This is a genomic window from Agrobacterium sp. A3-95, assembly GCF_053521785.1.
Genome location: NZ_JBNWDR010000001.1, coordinates 143,558 through 165,623 on the forward strand (window position 1 = coordinate 143,558; position 22,066 = coordinate 165,623).

Genomic DNA, 22,066 nt, shown 5'->3' on the forward strand with positions numbered 1-22,066 from the left:
GCGATAAGTCCCCGCGCATCCCATAGGCAGCGTGCTAGCCGCTTGTCGATCTCCCCCCTTGAGGGGGAGATGCCCGGCAGGGCAGAGGGGGTGATGCCCCACGACAGGCCCTTGATTTCGTCCACACCATGCTACAATCGCGCGGCAACCGTTCAAGTCGCGAGCATCCCAATGCCCCATGCCAAGGTCAGGCCCCGACATCGGGAACATGCTCGGCAGATGCGCAAGGCCATGACAGGCGCCGAACTCAAGTTCTGGAACGCCGTCCGTGCCCATCGTCTTGCAGGCCTGTCTTTCAGACGCCAGCTGCCTGTCGCAGGATACATCGTTGATTTCGCCTGCCCGTCGCATAAGATCATTGTCGAGTTAGACGGGTTTTAGCATGCGGAAGATGCTGCGGTAGACTATGATCGGCAACGAACGGAGACGCTCGAGCAGTGTGGCTGGCGGGTTCTGCGGCTCTGGAACGAAGATGTTGTGAAAGACATGGACAATGTCTGTCTCCACATTATCCGAACGGTAAAGGAGAGCCAACCATGACCACCTACACCGGCGGATGCCAGTGCGGCGCGATCCGGTTCCGCGCGACCGGCGATCTCAAGGACAGTTCCATCTGTCATTGCCGCATGTGCCAGAAGGCTTTTGGGGCCTATTACGCGCCGCTGGTTTCGGTGCGTGAGGTCGAATTCGAATGGACGCGCGGCGAACCCAAGCGCTTCCAGTCCTCCAGCGTCGTCAAGCGCGGCTTCTGCGCAGAATGCGGTACGCCGCTGACCTATGAGGCGCCGGATGGCATGGCGGTTGCAGCCGGTGCTTTCGACGATCCTGCCGCCTTGCCGCCCACCATTCAGTGGGGCGTGGAACGCAAAATCGATTTCGTCGACAGCATCCACACGCTACCCGCCGTCCCAACCGAAGACGATCTGACCTCGGTCGACTATCTGACCAACCTCGTTTCCTACCAGCACCCCGACCATGACACCGAGAGCTGGCCCCCGGAGAATAAACGATGAGCGAAACAGGCTTTTCCGGCGGCTGCCAGTGCGGCGCCGTGCGGTTTCATGCGGGCAAGATCGGTCGCCCCTCCATTTGCCATTGCCGCATGTGCCAGAAGCATTTCGGCAATTTCTTCGGTGCACTCGTCACCGCCGATCAGGCGCATCTGACATGGACGCGCGGCCAGCCTTCCCTCTTCCGTTCATCTGCGAAAATCCATCGCGGCTTCTGCAACAAATGCGGCACGCCGCTGACCTACCATTATCCTGGCGGCGTAGAGATCGCGATCGGCGCTTTCGATCATCCGGAGCGGATCGAACCGCAGGTGCAGGTCAATATCCACAAGCGCATGCCCTGGATCGAGCAGCTGTTTTCAAAACCTGCGATCGAGCAGAGCGTCGATGAGGCTGATATCACCTCCTTCCAACACCCGGACCACGACACCAAGGTCTGGCCGCCGGAAGACGACCGCGCATGAACGGTTCAGAAAGCTTCAGCGGCGGATGCCAGTGTGGCGCCGTGCGTTACCGGATCGATGGCGGGTTGCGCTATCCGCATCTGTGTCATTGCCGCATGTGCCAGAAGGCATCGGGCAACTATTTCATGCCGCTTGCAGCAAGTACCCGCGCGAAGTTTGAAATGACCCGTGGCGAGGCTTCGTGGTTCCCGTCGTCCGATCACGTGCGGCGCGGTTTTTGCGGACGGTGCGGCACGCCGCTTTTCTATGACATGCCGGACGCCGATTTCATCAACATCACGCTTGGTTCGCTGGACGAGCCGGAGCTGATAAAGCCCGAGGCGCAATCAAATCTCGACAGCAAAATGCATTGGTTCGGGGAGCTTGACGGCTTGCCGGTCGAGCCGGAAGCTGCGCCGGATGAAAACCGGCTACCGGTCAACAACCGGCAACACCCGGATCGTGACACGGCCGAATGGCCACCTGAAGGAAAGTAAGACATGACCGAAGAATTGCGCAGCTTCTATCCCGAGATCGAACCCTTCGAGAGCGGCATGCTCGATGTCGGCGATGGGCACACGATCTATTGGGAGCGGGTTGGTACACGCGGTGCGAAACCGGCGGTTTTCCTGCATGGCGGTCCGGGCGGCGGGGTAAACCCCACGCATCGCCGCGTTTTCGACCCGGCACTTTACGACGTCATCCTGTTCGATCAGCGCGGCTGCGGTCGCTCCACGCCGCATGCGGAACTGGAAGCCAACACCACCTGGCATCTGGTTGCCGACATTGAAAGGCTCCGTGCGCTGTGCGGCTTTGAAAAATGGCTGGTTTTCGGCGGCTCCTGGGGCTCGACGCTGGCGCTCGCCTATGCCGAGACTCATCCCGAACGCGTGAGCGAACTGGTGCTGCGCGGCATCTACACGGTCACCAGGCCGGAACTGGACTGGTATTACCAGTTCGGCGTTTCTGAAATGTATCCCGATCGCTGGGAAAACTTCATAGCGCCAATTCCTGAAGCCGAGCGCGGCGAGATGATGCAGGCCTATAATCGCTATCTCACCGGTACGGACGAAGCCAAGAAACTCGAATGCGCGCGAGCATGGAGCCAGTGGGAAGGCGCAACCATCGCCCTTGTTACCGATCCGGCGCGCGTCGAGGATTTCGGCGAGGATAAATACGCCATCGCCTTCGCACGCATCGAGAACCACTTCTTCGTCAATGGCGGCTGGCTGGAGGAAGGGCAATTGCTGCGCGATGCCGGCAAGCTTCGCAATATTCCGGGCGTCATCGTGCACGGGCGTTACGATATGCCCTGCCCGCTGAAATATGCCTGGCAGCTTGCCAAGGCCTGGCCGAAGACGGATTTCCATATTGTCGAGGCAGCCGGGCATGCGCTGAGCGAACCCGGTATTCTTGACCAGCTGATCCGCGCAACCGATCGTTTCGGGGGGAAATAGGCAGGCCTTTCAGATGCTTGAAGCGGCCTGATGAGACAATGATTCACGCAGATTTTTGTGCGTGGATCATCCGTTTGGTCGCAAAGTCGCCTGTTTCAAGAGCAAATCGCCTTTTATTCATGCAGTTTTTCTCATGAACGCTTCACGGAAATGAATTGGCCCGCGCTACGCCGATCCGTTATGAAGGGCCATCCCTAATAATTGGCGGTACTCCCATGGCACTCGATAAAACGCTTCCGGCCCAAGAGGGCGGCGATAGCGCACGCGGTTTTGCTTTCGCGCTCTCCGCATATCTGCTGTGGGGATTCCTTCCCATCTACATGAAGGCGGTTGCGCATATTTCGCCGATAGAGGTCATCGTGCACCGCGTCATCTGGTCGGTGCCGATCGGCGCCGCCGTCCTTATCGCTCTCGGTCGCACGGCGGAAATCCGCACTGCGCTGAAAACCCCTAAAATGCTCGCCATGGCAAGCCTCACGGCTGCGCTCATCAGCATCAACTGGGGCATCTATATCTGGGCGATCGGCGCGGGCCGCGCACTCGATGCCGCGCTCGGCTATTTTATCAATCCGCTGTTCAGCATCTTCCTCGGCGCGGTACTGCTCAAGGAAAAGCTTTATCCGGCGCAGATCGCCGCCATCGGCCTCGTGGGGCTGGCCGTTGCGATCCTCACCTGGCATGCGGGCAGCCTGCCATGGGTGTCCATTGCGCTCACCGTGTCCTGGGGTTTTTACGCCTTCTTCCGCAAGACGCTGCCAATCGGCGCCACACAGGGCTTCCTGCTTGAAGTCATGCTTCTTTCCGTTCCGGCCGTGCTGGTGCTGGCCTGGCTTGCCATTAGCGGACAGGCGCATTTCATGGCCGGCAATGCGACCGACACCTGGCTGCTTGCGGCCAGCGGCATCGTCACCGCCGTTCCGCTTATTCTTTACGGCAATGGTGCAAAGCTTCTGCGGCTGTCGACTATCGGTATCATGCAATATATCGCGCCGACGATGATCTTCCTCATCGCCATCTTCATCTTCAAGGAACCGTTCGACATGGTGCGGATGGCGGCCTTTGCAATGATCTGGGTGGCGCTGGCGATCTATACCGCATCTAGCCTGATGCGGCTGAAGCGATAACCTTCCGCGTCATGCCAGCTCTCCACATTCCCGTATCTGTAACGGGAATGTGGGTCTTCAATAATCGACCAGCAATTGCGGTGTCGCGTCATAACCGAAGCGCGGTTTGACGCCGAGAAGTCCAGCCGTCTGGGTGATGATTTCACGGGTCATGGGTGCGGCCGTCGAGGCAGCCGTGCGTCCTCCGTTCACGCCGGTTCTGGGCGCGTCGATCATCGTCAGCACGACATATTTCGGCTTGTGCATCGGAAAACCGGCAACGAAGGCGTTGAAATTGATATCCTTGGCATAACGGCCATTGATGACCTTGTCGGCGGTTCCGGTCTTGCCGCCAACGTGAAATCCTTCCACCTGCGCACCCCTACCCGACCCTTTGATGCCGTTCCAGTTGAAAAGGTAACGCATATCGGCGCTCGTCTTTCCGTTGATGACGGTGCGGGAAAGCACTGCCGCATCCTCTCGGGAACGCGGCAGGAAGGTCGGCGAAATAAGGCTGCCGCCATTGATGAGCGCAGCTGCTGCCACCGCCGTCTGCAAAGGCGTAGTGGCAACGCCATGGCCGAAGGAAATGGTGACGGAATTGATCTTCTTCCATGTTCTCGGCTGGGTGGGCGTGGCAACGCCAGGCATTTCCGTGTCCATTCTGGAGAGAAGTCCCAGTTTCGTCAGGAACTGCTGGTGGCCTTCGACCCCGACCTTGTCGGCAACAGCCGCCGTGCCGATATTCGATGAATATTGAAACACTTCCGGGATCGACAGCGGGCGGTTCCGGCCCTTGAAATCCTTGATGGTGAAGCCTCCCATGCGGATGGGTCGCGACGCGTCAACCACCGAGTTGAGCGTTATGGCACCTGCATCCAGTCCCATGGCAAGTGTGAAGCTCTTGAAGGTGGATCCCATCTCGAAGGTCGCATTGCTCATGCGGTTGAACCAGCCCTTTTCATACTCCCTGTCGATGCTGCCATCGGCAAGGGTGCGGGAAGGCTCGTTCGGGTCGTAATCCGGCACCGATGCCATGGCCAGCACCTCGCCCGTCTCCACATCCAATATCACTGAACCGGCAGCCTCCGCCTGATAGGCGGTTTTCGCCTTGAGCACGACCTCACGCACGATATTCTGCACCCGCAGATCGATCGACAACCTCACCGGCTCCAGCGGTGCACCGCTGGCAAGGCCGGTCGCGCGCAAGTCGGCCAGGCCCTGCTGGTCGAGATAACGTTCCATCCCCGCAAGGCCCTGATTGTCGACATTGACGTGGCCGATGATATGCGAGGCTGCGGGGCCACCCGGATAAAAGCGCCGTTTCTCCGGCCGGAAACCGATGCCGGGGATGCCGAGGTTGAGAATATCGGCCTGCTGGCGCGGCGTCAGCTGGCGCCGCAGCCATTGAAAGCCGGTGTCCGAGCGCAATCTGCGGTGCGTCTCGCGCCAGTCGAGATTGGGGATGACGGTTGCGAGCTTCTCGACAACCTCATCCGCGTCCACGACCCGACGCGGATCCGCATAGAGCGACACCATGTTGAGATCGGTCGCGAGCAGAGTGCCGTTGCGGTCGAGGATATCGGGACGGGAGGCGACTGCTGTAGCGCCGGTATTGATCCATGCGGTCGAAATGGGTTCGGCAAGGCCGTATTGGACAAGCCGTGCTGCAACGACGCCATAGATAACGGCAAAGACGGCGATCAATATTCCGAGCCGCTTTTTCGCGTCCACCCGGCGGCGGGCAGCGGAACCGAGGATCGCATCCCTGCCCTGAAACGGACTTCTCTGAATAATAAAATGCGTCCGGCTTTTCAGCCGCACCAAAAAAGCAATCATTCCCCAATGAGCCCCGCTATCATGGCGGCGAAAATCAAATTCCGCGCTCAGACTACGCCTTGTAGACGCTGGCACAGGATCGGGCGCGGAGCCATGAAAACAGCGGGCGGGGCGATGCCGCAGTCAAATCTCTATTAATATACACTTAAAATTGTAACGAACCGCGAGGCGGCTCGTTAACATTTATTCGATGCCTAGAGACGGGAAATTACCGAAGGGTCGCCGTCCGGGTTCTGCTGCGCAAGCGCCCGGTCGATGATGGCGGGCACGATGTCCTTGACCTCATCGATGACCAGCGGGTTCAGAAGATGGGCGCGATGGATGAAACCCTGATCGCGCATATGCTGCACAAGTTCCAGCATCGGGTTCCAGAAGCCGTTGATATTGGCGAAGACAATCGGCTTGGCGTGACGACCGAGCTGCGCCCAGGTCATGATTTCGACGATCTCTTCCAGCGTGCCGACGCCCCCCGGCAGCGTTACGAAAGCATCCGAGCGCTCAAACATCATATGTTTGCGCTCATGCATGTCCTTGGTGACGATAAGCTCGTTCAATTGTCCGAGAGAATGGCGTGTAGCCTCCATATCGACCAGAAATTCCGGTATGATACCCGTTACTTCGCCGCCGTTGGAAAGAACGCCGCTGGCGACCGCGCCCATGATGCCCTTGGTGCCACCGCCATAGACCAGGCGAATGCCGTTTTCGGCAATGGATTTCCCAAGCGCGCGGCCTGCTTCCATGTGAGCCGGGTCACGTCCGGGCTGGGAGCCGCAATAAACGCAGATGGATCGAATCGCTGTATTTTTGTCCGTCATGATGGGAAGGAACTATGCCGGATGCGACACGTCAAGAAAATTTGGGAAATCCCTTGCAAATATGGCCTTTTACGGCCACGCCGCTTGTCTGGGGCAAGGTAAGACGCTAGCAATCTGAACTCGTGTAAAAAGCTTACAATACCCGGAGATTCCAGGATGAAAAACAATAAAGCCGGTTTGCTGGCACTGATCGTGCTGGGCATCGCGTCCCTGCTCATGATCTTTTTCGTCCTGCCTAGAATTTCCAATGACGGCAAACCCATCGGCGATGCCATCAACGAAGCGGGCAACGCGGTGAAGAACAGCGTAGAAATGGGCAGTGACAAGGCGGGCGACATCCTGTCCGACGCCGCTCAGGAGACCGCCAATATCGCCGACAAGGTCGGGCGCCTCGCGGCTTCCGCAACCCAGTCGATCAAGGATCTGACCACGCTTTTCGCCGATAGCAAGGTTCCGTCCGACGCCGACTTTGCGGCAGCACGCAAGAAGGTCGAGGCATCGCTCAAGGAACTGACCAATATCGAAATTCCCGAGACGCTGGATGAAACGACGTCGCGCCTCATCACCACGGCGCGCACTGCGGCCGAACGCACCACCGCTTTCCTGCGCGGTCTGCCGGATAGTGCAGCGGCGGCGGCAGCACAGGTTCGCCGTCTGGCGGGCGTCTTCACCGGCACCGACGATGGTGCTGCACAGCAGACCCAACCCGCCGCTCCTGCCGCCGATGCAGCGCAGTCCACATCGGGCGCACCGACCTTTGACGTGCTTCGCGTCGAGCCCGATGGTTCGGCTGTGGTCGCAGGCAAGGCACAGCCCGGCTCCAAGCTTGAAATTCTCAGCAACGGCAAGGTGATCGCGCAGACGACCATCGACGGATCAGGCGATTTCGCCGCCATTTTTGACAATCCCCTGCCACCGGGCGACCATGAGCTGGTGCTGCGCTCGACCGACGCCAGCGGCAAGGCAACGCAATCCGAAGAAGTCGCAACCGTTTCCGTGCCCAACGGCAAGGCGGGCGAACTCTTGGCAATGGTGTCCAAGCCCGGTGAAGCAAGCCGCGTGCTGGCAATGCCGGAGGCGGCACCTTCAGCACTCCAGCCCCCGCAAGCCGCGCAACCGGGCCAGTCGGCAACAGCTGCCGCCACCACGACGCCCGCGCCTGCCGCTGGTACCCCGGCTCCGTCCGCTGCCGCCGCTCCGTTGACTTCGACCGTTCAGGTAACCGCCGTCGAATTCGAAGGCTCGAAGATTTTCGTTGCGGGTTCCGCGCCTGCCGCTTCGAGCGTGCGCGCGCTGGTCGACGACAAGGAAATCGGCAAAAGCACCACGGAGGCCTCCGGCCATTTCGTCATCGAGGGCAATGTCGATCTTTCCGTCGGCAGCCATATCATCACTGTCGAAGAGCTGAATGCCGATGGCACGGTGAAGGTGCGCGTACGCGTTCCTTTCGAGCGCCCGCAGACCGACCAGGCAACCGTCGCCATGCAGGCACCGTCCGCAACGCCATCCGCCGCCACGACGACCGCGCCCTCTGAAAACCAGAGCACGGCAAGCGACCGCGCTGCATTCGAAAAGCTGCGCACGGATGTCGCCAAGGCCTTCGGCATTCTGTCCAATCTCTACAAGGATCAGGCCACACCGGCGCTCGACCAGGCCATTGCCGGCCGCTCCGCCGTGGTGATCGGCCTCAAGTCGCTCTCCGAGTTCCGCACCGCCGCAGGCACCGAGCCGTCCTTTACCGCCTTTGCCGGCGATATCGCCGCCAAGGCACGTCAGCTGCTGACATCGGTAGAGGCATGGCCGAACGACGTTGCCGGGATCGGCAAGGGCATCGCCACGCTGGCAAGCCGCCTTGCCGACCTCCACATCATCGCGCCGCCCGCACCTGCACCGCAGGCGCCCGCCGGTCCGCAGACCTTCGAGCAGCCGCCGCTTGCCGAAAGCCAGAACAGCGTCATCATCCGCCGCGGCGATACGCTGTGGCAGATTTCCCGCCGCGTTTACGGACAGGGCGTGCGTTACACCACGATCTACCTCGCCAACGAGGATCAGATCAAAAATCCTGACCTGATCGAGCCCGGCCAGATTTTCGGTGTGCCGGAGAAGGCACTGCCGAATGCGGAAGAACTTCATCGCAAGCGTCTGAAGAGCGGTTCCTGATCGTTCAAGACATTGCGGTGACCCCGCAACAACCCTACCTGTGACAAGCACGGCGGCATTCCAGAGCCGCCGCCCTGCTGTCGGCTTCCGGCAGTGCCCGGAGCAAATGATGGCCACCAAGAAAAAAACCATTTCGGCGGATTCCAGCAATCCCACGCAGACCCTCATCAACCTCTGGCCCTACATGTGGCCGGAAGGCCGCCTTGACCTGAAAATGCGGGTGATCTGGGCGACGGCGTTTCTCGTTTTCGCCAAGCTGGTGCTGATCCTCGTTCCCTATTTCTTCAAATGGGCAACGGATGCGCTGAACGGCAAGCTGGACATGGTCGGGCTGGTTCCGGCCTTCCTGCTCGGTGCTGTCGCGCTTGTCATCGCCTATAATCTGACGCGGCTGATACAGGTCGGGCTCAACCAGCTGCGCGATTCGCTGTTTGCCAGCGTCGGCCAGCATGCCGTGCGCCAGCTCGCCTATAGAACCTTTGTGCACATGCACCGGCTTTCCCTGCGTTTCCATCTGGAGCGCAAGACAGGCGGGCTTTCACGGGTTATCGAGCGTGGGACCAAGGGCATCGAAACCATTGTCCGCTTCACCATTCTCAACACCGCACCGACCTTCATCGAATTCCTGCTGACGGCGATCATTTTCTGGACCTCCTACGGCTTTTCCTATGTGCTGGTCACGGTTGTCACCGTCTGGGCCTATATCTGGTTCACCGTGCGGGCCAGCAACTGGCGCATCTCCATTCGCCGCGCCATGAACGACAGCGATACCGACGCCAACACCAAGGCGATCGATTCACTGTTGAACTTCGAAACCGTCAAATATTTCGGCAATGAGGAGATGGAGGCGAAGCGCTTTGACGTCGCCATGGAGCGTTACGAAAAATCGGCGATCTCGATCTGGACGTCGCTCGGCTGGCTGAACTTCGGCCAGGGCGTGATCTTCGGCATCGGCTCCACTGTCATGATGGTGATGTCGGCGATGGCCGTGCAGCGCGGCGAGCAGACCATCGGCGATTTCGTGTTCATCAACGCGCTTCTGCTGCAGCTTTCGGTACCGCTGAACTTCATCGGTTTCGTCTATCGTGAAATTCGCCAGGGATTGACCGACATCGAACAGATGTTCGAACTTCTCGAGGTCGAGGCCGAGGTTACCGACAGGGCGGATGCGAAGCCGCTTGTGGCCGGACCGGGTGCCATTTCCTTCCGCGACGTGCATTTCGCCTACGATCCGGAAAGACCGATCCTGAAGGGCATTTCCTTCGATGTGCCTGCGGGCAAGACGGTGGCGATCGTCGGTCCTTCGGGTGCCGGAAAATCGACGATCTCGCGGTTGCTTTATCGCTTCTACGATATTCAGGAAGGCGCCGTCACCATCGACGGGCAGGACATTCGCCACGTGACGCAAAAGAGCCTGCGCTCGATGATCGGCATGGTGCCGCAGGATACCGTGCTGTTCAACGATACGCTCGCCTACAACATCCGTTACGGACGCCCTTCGGCAACGACCGAGGAGGTCACGGCAGCGGCGGATGCGGCCCAGATCAGCGCTTTCATCGGCAAACTGCCGGAGGGTTACGCCACCATGGTTGGCGAACGGGGCTTGAAACTTTCCGGCGGCGAAAAGCAGCGCGTGGCGATTGCGCGAACCATTCTGAAAGCGCCGCCGATCCTCATTCTCGATGAAGCGACCTCTGCGCTGGACACCCACACGGAACAGGAAATCCAGAGCGCGCTTGATATCGTTTCGAAAAACCGCACGACGCTGGTCATCGCCCACCGCCTCTCCACCGTCATCAGCGCTGATGAAATCATCGTGCTGAAGGAAGGTTTGATCGCCGAGCGCGGAACCCACGCCTCGCTGATGGCACAGAACGGGCTTTATGCCTCGATGTGGAGCCGCCAGCGCGAAGCCATCCGGGCAGAGGAAATGCTGCGCCATGTTCGCGAAACCGACGATCTTGGCGTTGTTGACCGCGGCGAACCCGCGCATTGACGGGCATAAACCCCTGACAACAGGGCGGCACACCAACCGGACCATTGCCGGGCGGGGAGTTTGGCTGTAACCAGCTAAGCGAACTTTGTCGCATGCCCGTATGGATGATGTCGTATCACGACCATATAAAGACGCGGCAGGCGGAAACCGGAGCAAGGAAACTTATGAATCTGTTCGACACCATTCGCAACACCATCGTACCGATCCACAAGGAAGGCTACGTCTTCGTGGCCGCCTTCTTCGTGGCATCGCTGGTGCTCGGCTGGATATCCGAACCGCTGTTCTGGGTCGGTCTGGTGCTGACGGCCTGGTGCGCCTACTTCTTCCGCGACCCCGAGCGCGTGACGCCGCAGGATGACGACCTGATCATCAGCCCTGCCGATGGCAAGGTGTCCGCCATCCAGACCGTCGTTCCGCCGCTGGAGCTGGAACTCGGCAAGGAGCCGATGGTGCGCATTTCGGTGTTCATGAACGTGTTCAACTGCCATGTGAACCGCGCGCCCGTGCGCGGCCGCATCGTCAATGTCGCCTACCGCCCCGGCCTCTTCCTCAATGCGGAAGTGGACAAGGCCTCCGAAGACAATGAGCGCAACGGCCTCGTCATCGAGACAGCGCATGGCAAGGTTGGCGTGGTGCAGATTGCCGGCATGGTCGCCCGCCGTATCGTCTGCTGGGTCAAGCCGAATGAACCAGTTGATGCCGGCGAGCGTTTCGGTCTTATCCGTTTCGGTTCGCGCCTCGATATCTTCCTTCCCGAAGGTTTTCAGCCGCGCGTTTCGGTGGGCCAGACGGCAATTGCCGGCGAAACGGTTCTGGCCGAGTTCGGCTCCGCCAAGGGTCCGGTCCTTAGCCGTCGCGGCTGACGAAAACAGGAAGGGCATGCGCCATGGAAACGCCGATCTCGGAGCCGCAACAGAACGGAAAACATGAGGGCCGCAACGACAGCGGCCGTGGGCCGCGCCTGAGGGAAATTCCCTTTCGCCTCGTGATACCCAACCTCATCACCGTGCTGGCCATCTGCGCGGGCCTGAGCGGCGTGCGCCTCGCCATTGAAGGCCGGTTCGAGCTGGCCGTGGGCATGGTGCTGCTTGCCGCCTTCCTCGACGGCATCGACGGGCGCATCGCCCGGATGATGAAGGCGACATCCAAATTCGGCGAACAGATGGATAGTCTGGCCGACATCGTCAATTTCGGCGTCGCCCCTGCCCTCGTCGTCTATATCTATATGCTCGATCAGGCGCGTTCGATAGGCTGGATCGCCGCCCTCATCTACGTGATTGCCGCAGGCCTTCGTCTGGCGCGCTTCAACGTCATGATCGAGCGCCCGGTGAAGGCGCCGTGGCAGAACGAATTTTTCGTGGGCGTTCCGGCGCCGATGGGCGCCATGCTGGTGCTTCTGCCTGTTTATCTCGGCTTCCTTGGTGTCGAGCCAGGCAAGCCCTTCGCCTATATCGCCGCCGCCTACACCGTGTTGATCGGTTATCTTCTCATCAGCCGCCTGCCGGTCTGGTCGGGGAAGTCAGGTACCAGCCGCATTCGCCGCGATCTGGTGCTGCCGATGATCCTCGTCGTCGTGCTTTACGTCGCGATGCTGATGAGCTTCACCTGGGAGGTACTGGTTCTGACGGTTGCTGCCTATCTCGTGTTCATCCCCATCAGCGCCCGCCTCTGGCACCGCCGTTATGGCACGCTGACGATTGAGGAGGACGCGCATGACGACGCCAATGGCGGCAACGGCCTTGATCGCGGTATTTGAAACCGCAGGTATTATTTTTCTCCCACGAACCGTCGTTTGATGTGACACAAAATGTCGCAGCCCGAAAAGCGGGCTTCGCTTTCTTTCGCCTCGAATCCGTCAAGATTACCCACGAAAGAAGTAGCTCACACGCATCGAAACGGCGATTGACGTGAATTGTGGAGAAAGAGAAATGACGAACGAGACGAAGGCACAGCCGCAGGCGAAGCCCGACCTCAACAGCCACTACCGACCGCTCGGACTGAAGGCCGTTGCGGCCGCAGCCCTGATGCTGAAGCGCAAGCCCGCCGCCAAAACCGCTTGAAACCATTCGCTTTTCTTGAAAGCACAGCATCCAAGGCCTCGCAGACTTTGCGATGGTAACGGTCAATCCGAAAAAAACACCCGGTTAAATGTGCGGCGCTAATATTAGCGCCGTCTCCGTTTGTACGGCCCCCATCAAGAACCGCGTAACCGGCCTGTTTTATAAAACTTCCCGATCTGTAACGAAGCTGCAACCAAAACGAAGTAAAGTATTCGACTTCCACGGGACGACTGTACGGATAGTCTCGCATCGACTACTGAGCATCAAAAAAATTTCTACTTTAGCGATTCTTCCTGCTACAGCGAACAAGGCCGATTTTCGATGCCGTTGACAGGCGGTATCGGACCAATTCGGACGTTGCGGGAAAACCAACGAAGACGGGCCATGGGGGGCTTCATACGGCATGCAGGATAAAATCCTTCTGATTGAAGATTCCGTCGCTCTTTCCATGCTGCTGAAGTCGCGGCTTTCGGAGGAAACGGCAGCCGAAGTGATCCATTGTGACAGCATGGCGCAGGCCGATATCCTGCTGCGCGCCCATGATTTCACGCTGGCACTCACCGGTCTCAATCTGCCCGATGCGCCGAAGGGTGAAATTCTCGCACTTCTTGCCGACCACAAGGTGCCGGCGATCGTCTTCACCGCCACGGTGGATGAGGAGGCGCGCAAGCGCTACGCCGAAAAGAAAATAATCGACTACATCGTCAAGGATGGCCATCGCACCGTTGATGCCGTGGTGAAAACGGTCGACCGGATTTTGACCAACAGACTGTTTTCCGTGCTGGTAGTGGATGACGTGCGGACGGCGCGTTCCGGCCTCGTGGAAATCCTCGAACGGCAGAATTTCAGGGTCAGCGAAGCCCATTCTGGCAAGCAGGCGCTGGAAATCCTGTCGCAGGACCCATCGATTCAGCTCGTCATCACCGATTACCATATGCCTGACATGGACGGCTACGAGCTGACGCGCCGCATCCGCGACAGCCGTTCCTCGGAAGACCTGCGGGTCATCGGCATCTCGTCCTCCACGGACCGGCTGCTTTCGGCAAGCTTCCTCAAGGCCGGAGCATCGGATTTCGTCTACCGTCCCTTCGTGCCGGAAGAATTGCAGTGCCGCATCGACAACAATATCGAAACGCTGAAACAGCTGAAACGGCTGCGTGAACTGGCAGAGCGGGATCATCTGACCGGATTGCCGAACCGCCGCTCCTTCTTCGAGCGTACGCGGGCGCTGATGGACGTCATCAACGACAATGACGAGAACGGCGCAGTCGCCATTCTCGACATCGACCATTTCAAGAAGATCAACGACACGCTGGGGCATGATGCCGGCGACAGGGCGCTGAAGAAGCTTGCCGAACTGCTGCACGACATGTGCCATGAGCAGCGCCACATTCCCGCGCGCCTTGGCGGCGAGGAATTCGCCGTGTTCCTGCGTGGGCTCAATGCGCATGCCGCCTATCAATTCTGCGAAGAGCTGCGCGGCGCCGTCGAAAAGAACGGCCGCCAGCTGAGCGGCAGCAGCCTGGCGCTGACGATTTCGCTCGGCGTCGTGGAAATCGAAAAGGGCGAACCCTTCGACAATCAGCTCAATGCCGCAGACCAGCTGCTCTACCTCGCCAAGGCGAACGGCCGCAACCGCGTCTATTCCGACATCATGATCCAGGAAGGCCTGCAGAAAATCGGGCGGAACGGGTAAGACGGGCGCAGGATGGGCAACTGTGGAGTGACCGTATCGATCCGCGATGACCAGCCTCGAATGCCAGCAAGCACATCAGAACAATGACATCTGGCCATCATCCTTAGGTAGCCTGATTTTCGCGAGCGGCGCGCTTTCCGGCACCGGCTCGATAAGGTCAGCGCCGACATTGGCGACCTTGTTGACCTTGTCCGATACCGGGATCATCTCGAAAAAATCATCCTGAACCGGGCGCATCAGGTCGGCCACCTCGCGCGGTTCCTGCGTCTTGCAATCCAGCCAGCGGCTGAAATCCTCCGGCGCGATTACCACCGGCATACGGTCGTGAATGCGGCGGATCGCGGCGTTGGCAGCAGTGGTTAGGATGGCGCCGGTATCGACCTCGGACCCGTCAGCGGAAGACCACGTCTCCATGAGGCCGGCAAAGGCGACGATGCCGCCGTTCTTCGGGCGGATGAAATAGGGCTGCGGCTTGCCGCCCTCCTCCTTCGGCGCGCGGCGCCATTCGTAAAAGCCGGTGGCAGGCACCAGCACGCGGCGATGGCGCATGGCGGCGCGAAAGGATGCCTTGCCGATGGCCGTTTCCGAACGCGCATTGATGAGCAGGGGAAAATCCTTCGGGTCCTTGACCCAGCCGGGCAGAAAACCCCAGCGCACCAGCATCGCCCGACGGTTGGGCAGGTTACTGCCGCGCTCCTGCCGTTCACCCTCCAGCACGATCAGGATCGGCTGTGTGGGCGCGATGTTGAAACGGGCGGGAAAATCTTCAAGGCCGATCAGGTCAAGATAATCGGCAATCTCTTCCGGTGTCGCTTTGAGCACGAAACGTCCGCACATTGTCTGCTCCTCAGGCCCGGGGACCGAATAAAATGATAGCCGTGCCCGCGAGGCAGACCGCACCGCCAGCGATATCCCATCTATCCGGTACTTGCCCCTCAACACCCCAGAGCCAGAGAAGCGATGCGGCAATGTAAATCCCGCCATAGGCGGCATAGGCCCTGCCCGCGGTCTCGGTCGGCACCAGCGTCAAAGCCCAGGCGAAAGCGGCGAGCGCCAGCATTCCTGGAAGCAATATCCAGCCTGTCTTGCCAAGCTTCAGCCACGCCCAGAAGGAAAAGCAACCGGCGATTTCCGCAACAGCCGCCAGGGCATAAATAAGATAGACCTTCATTCCACCGTCTTCTGCGTGCACAATCGATGCGATTCCCGAATATACCATCGGTATTCCCGGACCAATATAGACAGGCCCAAGACGGCTGAAACAAGCGAAACCATTCATGACCCTTCGTATCAAGCCCCGCCCCGCCTCCTCCGCCATCGTCCGGAATGGAGATCGGCTGCTGCTCGTGCGCCGTATAAATCCGCCGTCGAAAGACATGTTCGCCTTTCCGGGCGGGCGCGGCGAAGAGGGTGAAACGCCAGCCGAGACGGCGCTGCGCGAACTTCAGGAGGAAACCGGTATCGTCGCGCGTAAACCGCAGCTGTTTGCGACCTATGACCTGCCGTCGCGCGACCCCGAAGGTGCGCTGACGAGCCACTATTTCCTCTCCGTCTTTACCGTGGAAACGGATGCGGACCCGGCGGTGACGGCGGCCGACGACGCGGCGGATGCAGGCTGGTTCACATTGTCGGAAATCCGCCGGTTGCCGGCACCGGAAAGCGTCGTCGAATGCGCCGAGCGGCTGCTTGCATGATTGCCAGCCAGGCAGAATCGCTATTATCTAGAGGATGTCGCGCAACACTGTGCAGCAGTTTTGCGATAACGACATGATATAGACCTAAAGCTGACGGGGCGGTCTGAAAGACCGCGATGGCTTTAGGACCAATCCGCCCGCCGGGTGTTCACGAGTATGTGTGGGGCAGAATAAAATTTTGATACGGCCAACCATTTTCCTGTCTTTTTTCCTGACCATGCTTGTACCCGCCGGGCAAGACGGCGTCGCTCATGCGCAGCCTTCGAAGGCTGCTTCCAGTGAGGTTCGCCCGCCGGAAGCACAACCGCCCAAACCCGCTCCCTATGACGACAGGCTGGCACGGCTGTCGGAGATATTGGGGGCGGTGCAATATCTGAGAACCCTGTGCCCTTCCTCCGGTCCGGAGGACTGGCGCAAATCGATGAGCGATCTTCTGGCGGCCGATACGGCCAACGAACCTGAAAGGCGCCAGCGCATGACGGCTGCATTCAACCGTGGATATCGTTCCTTTGCGGCCATCCACAGCAGTTGCACACGCGCCGCCGTCATGGCAGAAGAGGGCTACCGTAACGAAGGGGCAACACTCGCCCAGGAAATTGCGTCCAGGTTCGGAAATTAGCGGATTGTTAACCTCTTTTCGCCGCAGCCCGTGCCGTTTTGATAAAAGGCTGCTAGTGTTGTTAACAGGGTGGTAAGGACTTGCCCGCCCTGTCGAGGATGAAAAATGCAGACGAGCCGTAACGAAATCGACGACATGATCGTGCATGAAAAGATGCAGGTCGCTCTGGAACACCAGAACGAGGCATGGGCTGACGGCATGGCCGACGGCATCGAGCCGGAGATCATCGCCGATGCCGCAATCGCTCTGGCCATGCGCGAAACCATCCGTATGCACGGCGAAGCCGGTGCTGAAGCAATGCTGGAATCGCTGCGCCAGCGCATGCTTGAAGGCGAATTTTCCCCGCAGCGCGTGATACAGTAAAGTCGGGGTCTGTCATGTCTTGCCTGAGCAAGGGGCTTTTGCGCTCTTCCGCCATGCTGTCCATCTTGGCTGCCTTGACCGCCGGGTCCATTGGCTTGCCCAGCCGCGCCTTTGCGCTTTCCGAGCTGAAACCCGCACAAAATACCGAAGGCGAGCCGCAAGCCCAAAGTGGCGAACAGCCGCAACGGCCCCAGGCTCCTGAGCCCGACGAGATCGAAGGTGATTCGGACGGCATTCCCCTGCCCGACCCTCTGGTCGACCGTTCCGCCGGTCAATCGACCCAGCAACCGGCCAAGCCGGGCAACACGCCGGAAATGTCGGTCGTTATCGAGCATGATATTTCAAAGGCGCCGGAAGCTGTGCGCAAGCTTCGCCAGCAGATCATCGACGCCGCCTCTTCGGGCGATATCGAAAAACTGCGGCCTTTCATCGCCGCCAGCGACAAGCAGTTCCGTATCGACGGCAATGACAGCGACGACCCGATCGCAGCGCTGAAAAGCTACTCTGGCGACCCCGACGGTCTGGAAGTGCTGGCGATCATCATCGATCTGCTTTCCACGGGCTATGCCCATGTCGACGCCGGCACCCCGGATGAAGCCTATGTTTTCCCCTATTTCTCCGGAAAGCCGCTCAATACGCTGACCGCGCCGGAAAAGGTCGAGCTGCTGCGCATCATCACGGCGGGCGATCTGGCTGATATGCAGGAATACGGTAATTACAGCTTTTACCGCATCGGCATTTCGCCCGATGGCAAGTGGAAGTTCTTCACCGCCGGCGATTGATCGCGCGGCGGTGCTTGCCGTTCTTTTGCAAAAATCCTAACTGTGCGGCATGAGCAATTCAGCAGAAGCGCGTCGCGGTTCTGCAAATGGAACTGCGCGAAAACAAAAAGAGAGCATTTCTTCAGATTGCCTCGGGCAGCCCACAGCAACCCTGGCCGGAAATGCTTTCGATGAACCGAACGGTGATGCCATGCCTTCCGCCTTTCTTGCCGACCGCCGCCTGATCAGAGTTTCCGGCACGGGTGCCGAAGAGTTTCTGAACAATCTGATCACGGCCGATGTTGAAAACCTGCAGCAAGGCGAGGCGCGCGCCTCGGCACTTCTGACGCCGCAGGGCAAGATCCTGTTCGATTTCCTGATCGCGCGCGATGGGCCGGATTATCTGATCGAATCGGGCGCTGCCGAACAGGATGCGCTGCTGCGCCGCCTGACCATGTACAAGCTGCGCGCGCCCGTCGATCTCAAGGCCGAACCGATAGAAGGCGTCAGCGTTTTCTGGAGCGACAGCGTGCCGGAGGCGGGCGCGAAGGACGGCCGTTTCGCCAAGGCCGGCATCAATCTGTTCCGCGTGCCGGGTGCTTCAGCCTCTGGCGACATAACGGCATATGATGCCCTGCGCATTGAGCACGGAATTGCCGAATCCGGCCGGGATTACGCGTTGCAGGATGCTTTTCCGCATGATGTGCTGATGGATGTAAATGACGGCGTCTCGTTCAAAAAGGGTTGCTTCGTCGGTCAGGAAGTCGTCTCGCGCATGAAACATCGCGGCACAGCAAGACGGCGGGTCGTCACCGTTTCGGCTGAAAGCGCGCTTCCCGCAACCGGAACCGAAATCACCGCCAATGGAAAACCGGTCGGGGCGCTTGGAACCGTTTGCGGCAACACGGGACTTGCCATCGTGCGGACAGACCGCGTTGCCGATGCGCTCGCCTCCGCCACGCCGCTCACTGCCGAGAATGTTCCCGTGACTGTGGCCTTGCCGGCCTGGAGCGGCATCTCCTTCCCCGTCGTCGATCCTGCGGTACAGGCGGAGGAATAGGCGTGGCGCCCGCTAAAAGTCCGCGCGCCTGGCAGCGCATGCTTTCTGGACGGCGGCTCGACCTGCTCGACCCCTCACCGCTCGACGTAGAAATCGCCGATATCGCCCATGGTCTTGCCCGCGTCGCCCGCTGGAACGGCCAGACGCGCGGCGATCACGCCTTCTCCGTCGCCCAGCATAGCCTCATCGTCGAAAACATTTTCTGCCGCATATGTGCGAATGCGACGCCCGACGATATGCAGATGGCGCTTTTGCACGACGCCCCGGAATATGTCATCGGCGACATGATCTCGCCGTTCAAATCCGTGGTTGGCGGCGGTTATAAAACCGTGGAGAAAAGGCTGGAAGCGGCCGTGCATCTGCGCTTTGGCCTGCCGCCGCATGCCTCGGGCGAGCTAAAGGACCGTATCAAGAAGGCAGATACGGTTGCCGCCTTTTTCGAGGCGACGGAGCTTGCCGGTTTTTCCATTGCCGAGGCACAAAAATTCTTCGGCCTGCCGCGCGGCATCACCCGCGATATGTTCGACATTATCCCGCTTCCCTCGACCGAGGCGCAGAAGCGGTTCATTGAACGCTTCGAGGCGATCGAGGCGATGCGCGTGGTCAAAACCGGCAACGCGGCTGGAGGGGTTAAATGACTTCCATCGTCGTATCGCCGCTGTCGCGGATCGCGGAAATGGCCGTGAAGCACAAAGCCCGTGAAATGGTGACGCTGATAGCAAAGGAGCAGACCTTTCACCGCCCGGCGGTGATCTCAGCCGAAAGGCACCTGACCCTTGCGATGAACGACATCAGCTTCAAGGGCACCGGCGATCTCATCGCGCCTGACGATGCGCATGTGCTGCGGCTGATCGATTTCGCCCGCGAATGGGACCAGTCCGCACCGCTTCTCATCCATTGCTGGATGGGCGTGTCGCGCTCTCCTGCCGCAGCCGTCATTGCAGCACTCAGCCTTTATCCGGATCAGGACGAGATGGCGCTTGCGCTCAGCCTGCGCACCGCCTCACCTTACGCCACCCCCAATGCCCGCATCATCGCAATCGGGGACCGGTTGCTTGGGCGGGATGGCAGGCTGGTGGCGGCAATCAAGACGATCGGCAGGGGCGCGGATACGGACGGCAACGTACCCTTCGTGCTGCCTCTCTCCAACTGACGGCTCCGTTTTTGGCGGAACCCCTGCGGCATCCAGTCGTTACCAAAGCAGAACAGCAATAAGAATCACGGGATAATTCATGGAACAACAGGCAACGGATATCATCGTCGCATCGCAGGCAGCGGTACGGCAGGCGAGCACGCTGGCGGTGCAATATTCCTTTTCGATCATCGGTGCGCTGCTGCTTCTGATCATCGGCTGGCTGGCCGCGACTTTCCTGCAGCGCTGGGCTTTTCAGGGCCTGTCCCGCATCCGCGGCTTCGATGCGACGCTTGCCGGTTTCTTCGCGGGTGCCATCCGTTACGTGGTGCTTATTCTGGTGCTGGTCATGGTGCTTGGCCAGTTTGGCGTACAGACGGCCTCCATTCTTGCGGCACTCGGCGCTGCCGGCCTCGCCATCGGCCTGGCGCTTCAGGGCACATTGCAGAACATCGCCGCCGGCATCATGCTTCTGGTGCTGCGTCCCTTCCGGGTTGGCGAATATATCGAGACTGGCGCCGTGAGCGGCACGGTGATCGAAATCGGCCTATTTGCGACCGAGCTTAAAACCAGCGATGGGCTTTACCGCCTTGCGCCAAATTCTACCCTGTGGAACGTGCCGATCACCAATTACAGCCGCTTTCCCTCACGCCGCCACGAATTGAGCCTGACGGTTAAGAGCGACGAGGATCTGGCTGCGGCACAGGACATGCTGATGCGTGTGGTGCGCTCGGAAAGCCGGGTACTGCTGGACCCCGCCCCCGTTACCTTCGTCGATTCGGTCAGCGCCGACAGCGCCACCGTGAAATTGCGCTACTGGGCGCGTAGCGACAATTACTTCGCAACCACGCGTGACGTGACGAAGGCAATGAAGCTCGCTTTCGATGAGCGCAAGGCGGAATTAACCGCACAAACCGCGTGAATTGAGAGCGTCCCAGCCGCTCCCTTCTCCATACAACTTTTTCCCATATGAAAGCCGGCCCTGAGCCGGCTTTCACCATTTTTCGCGCAAGGGTGGCGGCAGGCGCTCTTGCGTCTGGCGAAGGACGTGTTTATACGACCTATGCGTAATGTTATTACATAACTTACCCTTCGATTTATAACCACATAAGGGCCAGAAGAATGCAAAAAACCATCACCCGCGTCACCGGCGCGCTTGCAATCGGTTCCATGCTGCTGATGACAGCCCCGGCACTGGCGGCCGGAAAAGACAAGACGTCCACCGCGCATAGTCACAGCCACGATCACAGCCATGGCCAGACCGAAGCCGAGAAACAGATCTACAAGGGTTACTTCGAGGATGCGCAGGTGAAGCCACGCATGCTTTCAGACTGGGAAGGTGACTGGCAGTCAGTCTATCCCTATCTGCTGAACGGTTCTCTCGATGGGATCATGGCGGAGAAGGCAGCCCACGGCGACAAGACAGCAGCCGAATATCGTGCCTATTACGAAATTGGCTACAAAACGGATGTCAATCGCATCACCATCAAGGGCGACAACGTGGCGTTTTATAAGGAAGGCAAACCAACGCAAGGCACTTATGTCAGCGACGGCCAGGAAATCCTGACCTACAAGAAGGGTAATCGCGGCGTGCGGTACATCTTCAAAAAGACCGGCGGCGATGCGGATGCACCGCAATTCATTCAGTTCAGCGATCACACCATCGCGCCTAAAAAAGCCGGCCATTACCACCTCTACTGGGGCAATGACCGCAAGGCACTTCTGGACGAGGTGACCAATTGGCCAACCTATTATCCGTTCCAGATGGATGGCCCTGAGATCGTCGAGGAAATGGCGGCGCATTAAGATCGCACTCTTCCTGGTTTTCCGCAGCCTGTGGTCAAACCTTGAATTGTCA

At 59.5% G+C, this 22,066-nt stretch carries 24 protein-coding genes and 1 pseudogene; 21 read left to right on the forward strand and 4 right to left on the reverse strand.

Annotated elements, in window-relative coordinates:
• Window positions 1-171: 171 nt before the first annotated feature.
• From ACQZ5Y_RS00695 to rarD, 6 genes and pseudogenes are all read left to right on the forward strand, one after another.
• Window positions 172-540: pseudogene (locus ACQZ5Y_RS00695) on the forward strand (endonuclease domain-containing protein).
• A complete protein-coding gene (locus ACQZ5Y_RS00700) occupies window positions 537-1,013 on the forward strand; it encodes a GFA family protein (protein ID WP_080798881.1) in 477 nt (158 codons plus the stop codon). The pseudogene ACQZ5Y_RS00695 and the gene ACQZ5Y_RS00700 overlap by 4 nt, the downstream one beginning before the upstream one ends.
• Window positions 1,010-1,474: a GFA family protein gene (locus ACQZ5Y_RS00705; protein ID WP_003512324.1), complete on the forward strand. Its 465-nt coding sequence runs from the start codon at window positions 1,010-1,012 to the stop codon at window positions 1,472-1,474. Before ACQZ5Y_RS00700 ends, ACQZ5Y_RS00705 begins: the two co-directional genes overlap by 4 nt.
• Window positions 1,471-1,950, forward strand: coding sequence for a GFA family protein (locus ACQZ5Y_RS00710; protein WP_174049316.1), 480 nt, complete (start codon window positions 1,471-1,473; stop codon window positions 1,948-1,950). The genes ACQZ5Y_RS00705 and ACQZ5Y_RS00710 overlap by 4 nt, the downstream gene beginning before the upstream one ends.
• A 3-nt stretch (window positions 1,951-1,953) precedes the next feature.
• The gene (pip, locus tag ACQZ5Y_RS00715) at window positions 1,954-2,910 is read left to right on the forward strand and encodes a prolyl aminopeptidase (protein WP_174049315.1); all 957 of its coding nucleotides are present in this window, start codon (window positions 1,954-1,956) and stop codon (window positions 2,908-2,910) included.
• 215 nt (window positions 2,911-3,125) lie between these two features.
• Complete coding sequence (rarD, locus tag ACQZ5Y_RS00720) at window positions 3,126-4,034, forward strand: EamA family transporter RarD (protein WP_003512314.1); 909 nt, start codon at window positions 3,126-3,128, stop codon at window positions 4,032-4,034.
• Window positions 4,035-4,091: 57 nt separating this feature from the next.
• Here rarD and ACQZ5Y_RS00725 read toward each other — a convergent pair whose 3' ends face one another.
• Together ACQZ5Y_RS00725 and ACQZ5Y_RS00730 are read right to left on the reverse strand one after the other, a co-directional pair.
• On the reverse strand, window positions 4,092-5,852 hold the full coding sequence (locus tag ACQZ5Y_RS00725) for a peptidoglycan D,D-transpeptidase FtsI family protein (RefSeq protein ID WP_174049314.1): 1,761 nt from the start codon (window positions 5,850-5,852) through the stop codon (window positions 4,092-4,094).
• Between the two features lie 194 nt (window positions 5,853-6,046).
• Window positions 6,047-6,667 (reverse strand): LOG family protein, encoded by a 621-nt coding sequence (locus ACQZ5Y_RS00730; RefSeq protein ID WP_065688176.1) that lies wholly within the window; start codon window positions 6,665-6,667, stop codon window positions 6,047-6,049.
• A gap of 156 nt (window positions 6,668-6,823) precedes the next feature.
• Here ACQZ5Y_RS00730 and ACQZ5Y_RS00735 point away from each other — a divergent pair, with 156 nt between their 5' ends.
• The 6 genes from ACQZ5Y_RS00735 (at window position 6,824) to ACQZ5Y_RS00760 (ending at window position 14,579) form a co-directional block, all read left to right on the forward strand.
• On the forward strand, window positions 6,824-8,827 hold the full coding sequence (locus ACQZ5Y_RS00735; protein WP_174049313.1) for a LysM peptidoglycan-binding domain-containing protein: 2,004 nt from the start codon (window positions 6,824-6,826) through the stop codon (window positions 8,825-8,827).
• A gap of 109 nt (window positions 8,828-8,936) precedes the next feature.
• Window positions 8,937-10,823, forward strand: a complete 1,887-nt coding sequence (locus ACQZ5Y_RS00740; RefSeq protein WP_174049312.1) for an ABCB family ABC transporter ATP-binding protein/permease — start codon at window positions 8,937-8,939, stop codon at window positions 10,821-10,823.
• Window positions 10,824-10,987: 164 nt separating this feature from the next.
• Window positions 10,988-11,686 carry a phosphatidylserine decarboxylase gene (locus ACQZ5Y_RS00745; protein ID WP_003512305.1) on the forward strand — a complete coding sequence of 233 codons (699 nt, stop codon included), beginning with the start codon at window positions 10,988-10,990 and terminating at the stop codon, window positions 11,684-11,686.
• Between the two features lie 23 nt (window positions 11,687-11,709).
• Entirely contained in the window at window positions 11,710-12,579 is an 870-nt protein-coding gene (gene pssA / locus ACQZ5Y_RS00750) for a CDP-diacylglycerol--serine O-phosphatidyltransferase (protein ID WP_003512304.1), read from the forward strand.
• A gap of 172 nt (window positions 12,580-12,751) precedes the next feature.
• Window positions 12,752-12,883 (forward strand): hypothetical protein, encoded by a 132-nt coding sequence (locus ACQZ5Y_RS00755; protein WP_003496883.1) that lies wholly within the window; start codon window positions 12,752-12,754, stop codon window positions 12,881-12,883.
• A 403-nt stretch (window positions 12,884-13,286) separates the two neighbouring features.
• Window positions 13,287-14,579, forward strand: a complete 1,293-nt coding sequence (locus ACQZ5Y_RS00760) for a GGDEF domain-containing response regulator (protein ID WP_065688173.1) — start codon at window positions 13,287-13,289, stop codon at window positions 14,577-14,579.
• Between the two features lie 75 nt (window positions 14,580-14,654).
• Here ACQZ5Y_RS00760 and ACQZ5Y_RS00765 read toward each other — a convergent pair whose 3' ends face one another.
• Entirely contained in the window at window positions 14,655-15,416 is a 762-nt protein-coding gene (locus tag ACQZ5Y_RS00765) for an SOS response-associated peptidase (protein WP_174049311.1), read from the reverse strand.
• Between the two features lie 10 nt (window positions 15,417-15,426).
• Complete coding sequence (locus ACQZ5Y_RS00770; RefSeq protein ID WP_026330795.1) at window positions 15,427-15,750, reverse strand: YnfA family protein; 324 nt, start codon at window positions 15,748-15,750, stop codon at window positions 15,427-15,429.
• A gap of 106 nt (window positions 15,751-15,856) precedes the next feature.
• Between ACQZ5Y_RS00770 and ACQZ5Y_RS00775 the strand changes: the two genes are divergently transcribed.
• From ACQZ5Y_RS00775 to ACQZ5Y_RS00815, 9 genes are all read left to right on the forward strand, one after another.
• Window positions 15,857-16,273 carry an NUDIX hydrolase gene (locus ACQZ5Y_RS00775; RefSeq protein ID WP_003512297.1) on the forward strand — a complete coding sequence of 139 codons (417 nt, stop codon included), beginning with the start codon at window positions 15,857-15,859 and terminating at the stop codon, window positions 16,271-16,273.
• 178 nt (window positions 16,274-16,451) lie between these two features.
• Window positions 16,452-16,892, forward strand: coding sequence for a TIGR02301 family protein (locus tag ACQZ5Y_RS00780; protein WP_003512294.1), 441 nt, complete (start codon window positions 16,452-16,454; stop codon window positions 16,890-16,892).
• Window positions 16,893-16,997: 105 nt separating this feature from the next.
• Window positions 16,998-17,255, forward strand: a complete 258-nt coding sequence (locus ACQZ5Y_RS00785; protein WP_003496894.1) for a hypothetical protein — start codon at window positions 16,998-17,000, stop codon at window positions 17,253-17,255.
• A 14-nt stretch (window positions 17,256-17,269) separates the two neighbouring features.
• The gene (locus ACQZ5Y_RS00790) at window positions 17,270-18,037 is read left to right on the forward strand and encodes a hypothetical protein (protein ID WP_026330794.1); all 768 of its coding nucleotides are present in this window, start codon (window positions 17,270-17,272) and stop codon (window positions 18,035-18,037) included.
• A 190-nt stretch (window positions 18,038-18,227) separates the two neighbouring features.
• Entirely contained in the window at window positions 18,228-19,076 is an 849-nt protein-coding gene (gene ygfZ / locus ACQZ5Y_RS00795) for a CAF17-like 4Fe-4S cluster assembly/insertion protein YgfZ (protein ID WP_174049310.1), read from the forward strand.
• 2 nt (window positions 19,077-19,078) lie between these two features.
• Window positions 19,079-19,714 carry an HD domain-containing protein gene (locus ACQZ5Y_RS00800; protein WP_065658088.1) on the forward strand — a complete coding sequence of 212 codons (636 nt, stop codon included), beginning with the start codon at window positions 19,079-19,081 and terminating at the stop codon, window positions 19,712-19,714.
• Window positions 19,711-20,229, forward strand: coding sequence for a tyrosine phosphatase family protein (locus ACQZ5Y_RS00805; RefSeq protein ID WP_019565367.1), 519 nt, complete (start codon window positions 19,711-19,713; stop codon window positions 20,227-20,229). Before ACQZ5Y_RS00800 ends, ACQZ5Y_RS00805 begins: the two co-directional genes overlap by 4 nt.
• Before the next feature lie 79 nt (window positions 20,230-20,308).
• Entirely contained in the window at window positions 20,309-21,130 is an 822-nt protein-coding gene (locus ACQZ5Y_RS00810; protein ID WP_019565366.1) for a mechanosensitive ion channel family protein, read from the forward strand.
• A 200-nt stretch (window positions 21,131-21,330) separates the two neighbouring features.
• Window positions 21,331-22,014 (forward strand): metal-binding protein ZinT, encoded by a 684-nt coding sequence (locus ACQZ5Y_RS00815; protein ID WP_038490476.1) that lies wholly within the window; start codon window positions 21,331-21,333, stop codon window positions 22,012-22,014.
• Window positions 22,015-22,066 lie beyond the last annotated feature (52 nt).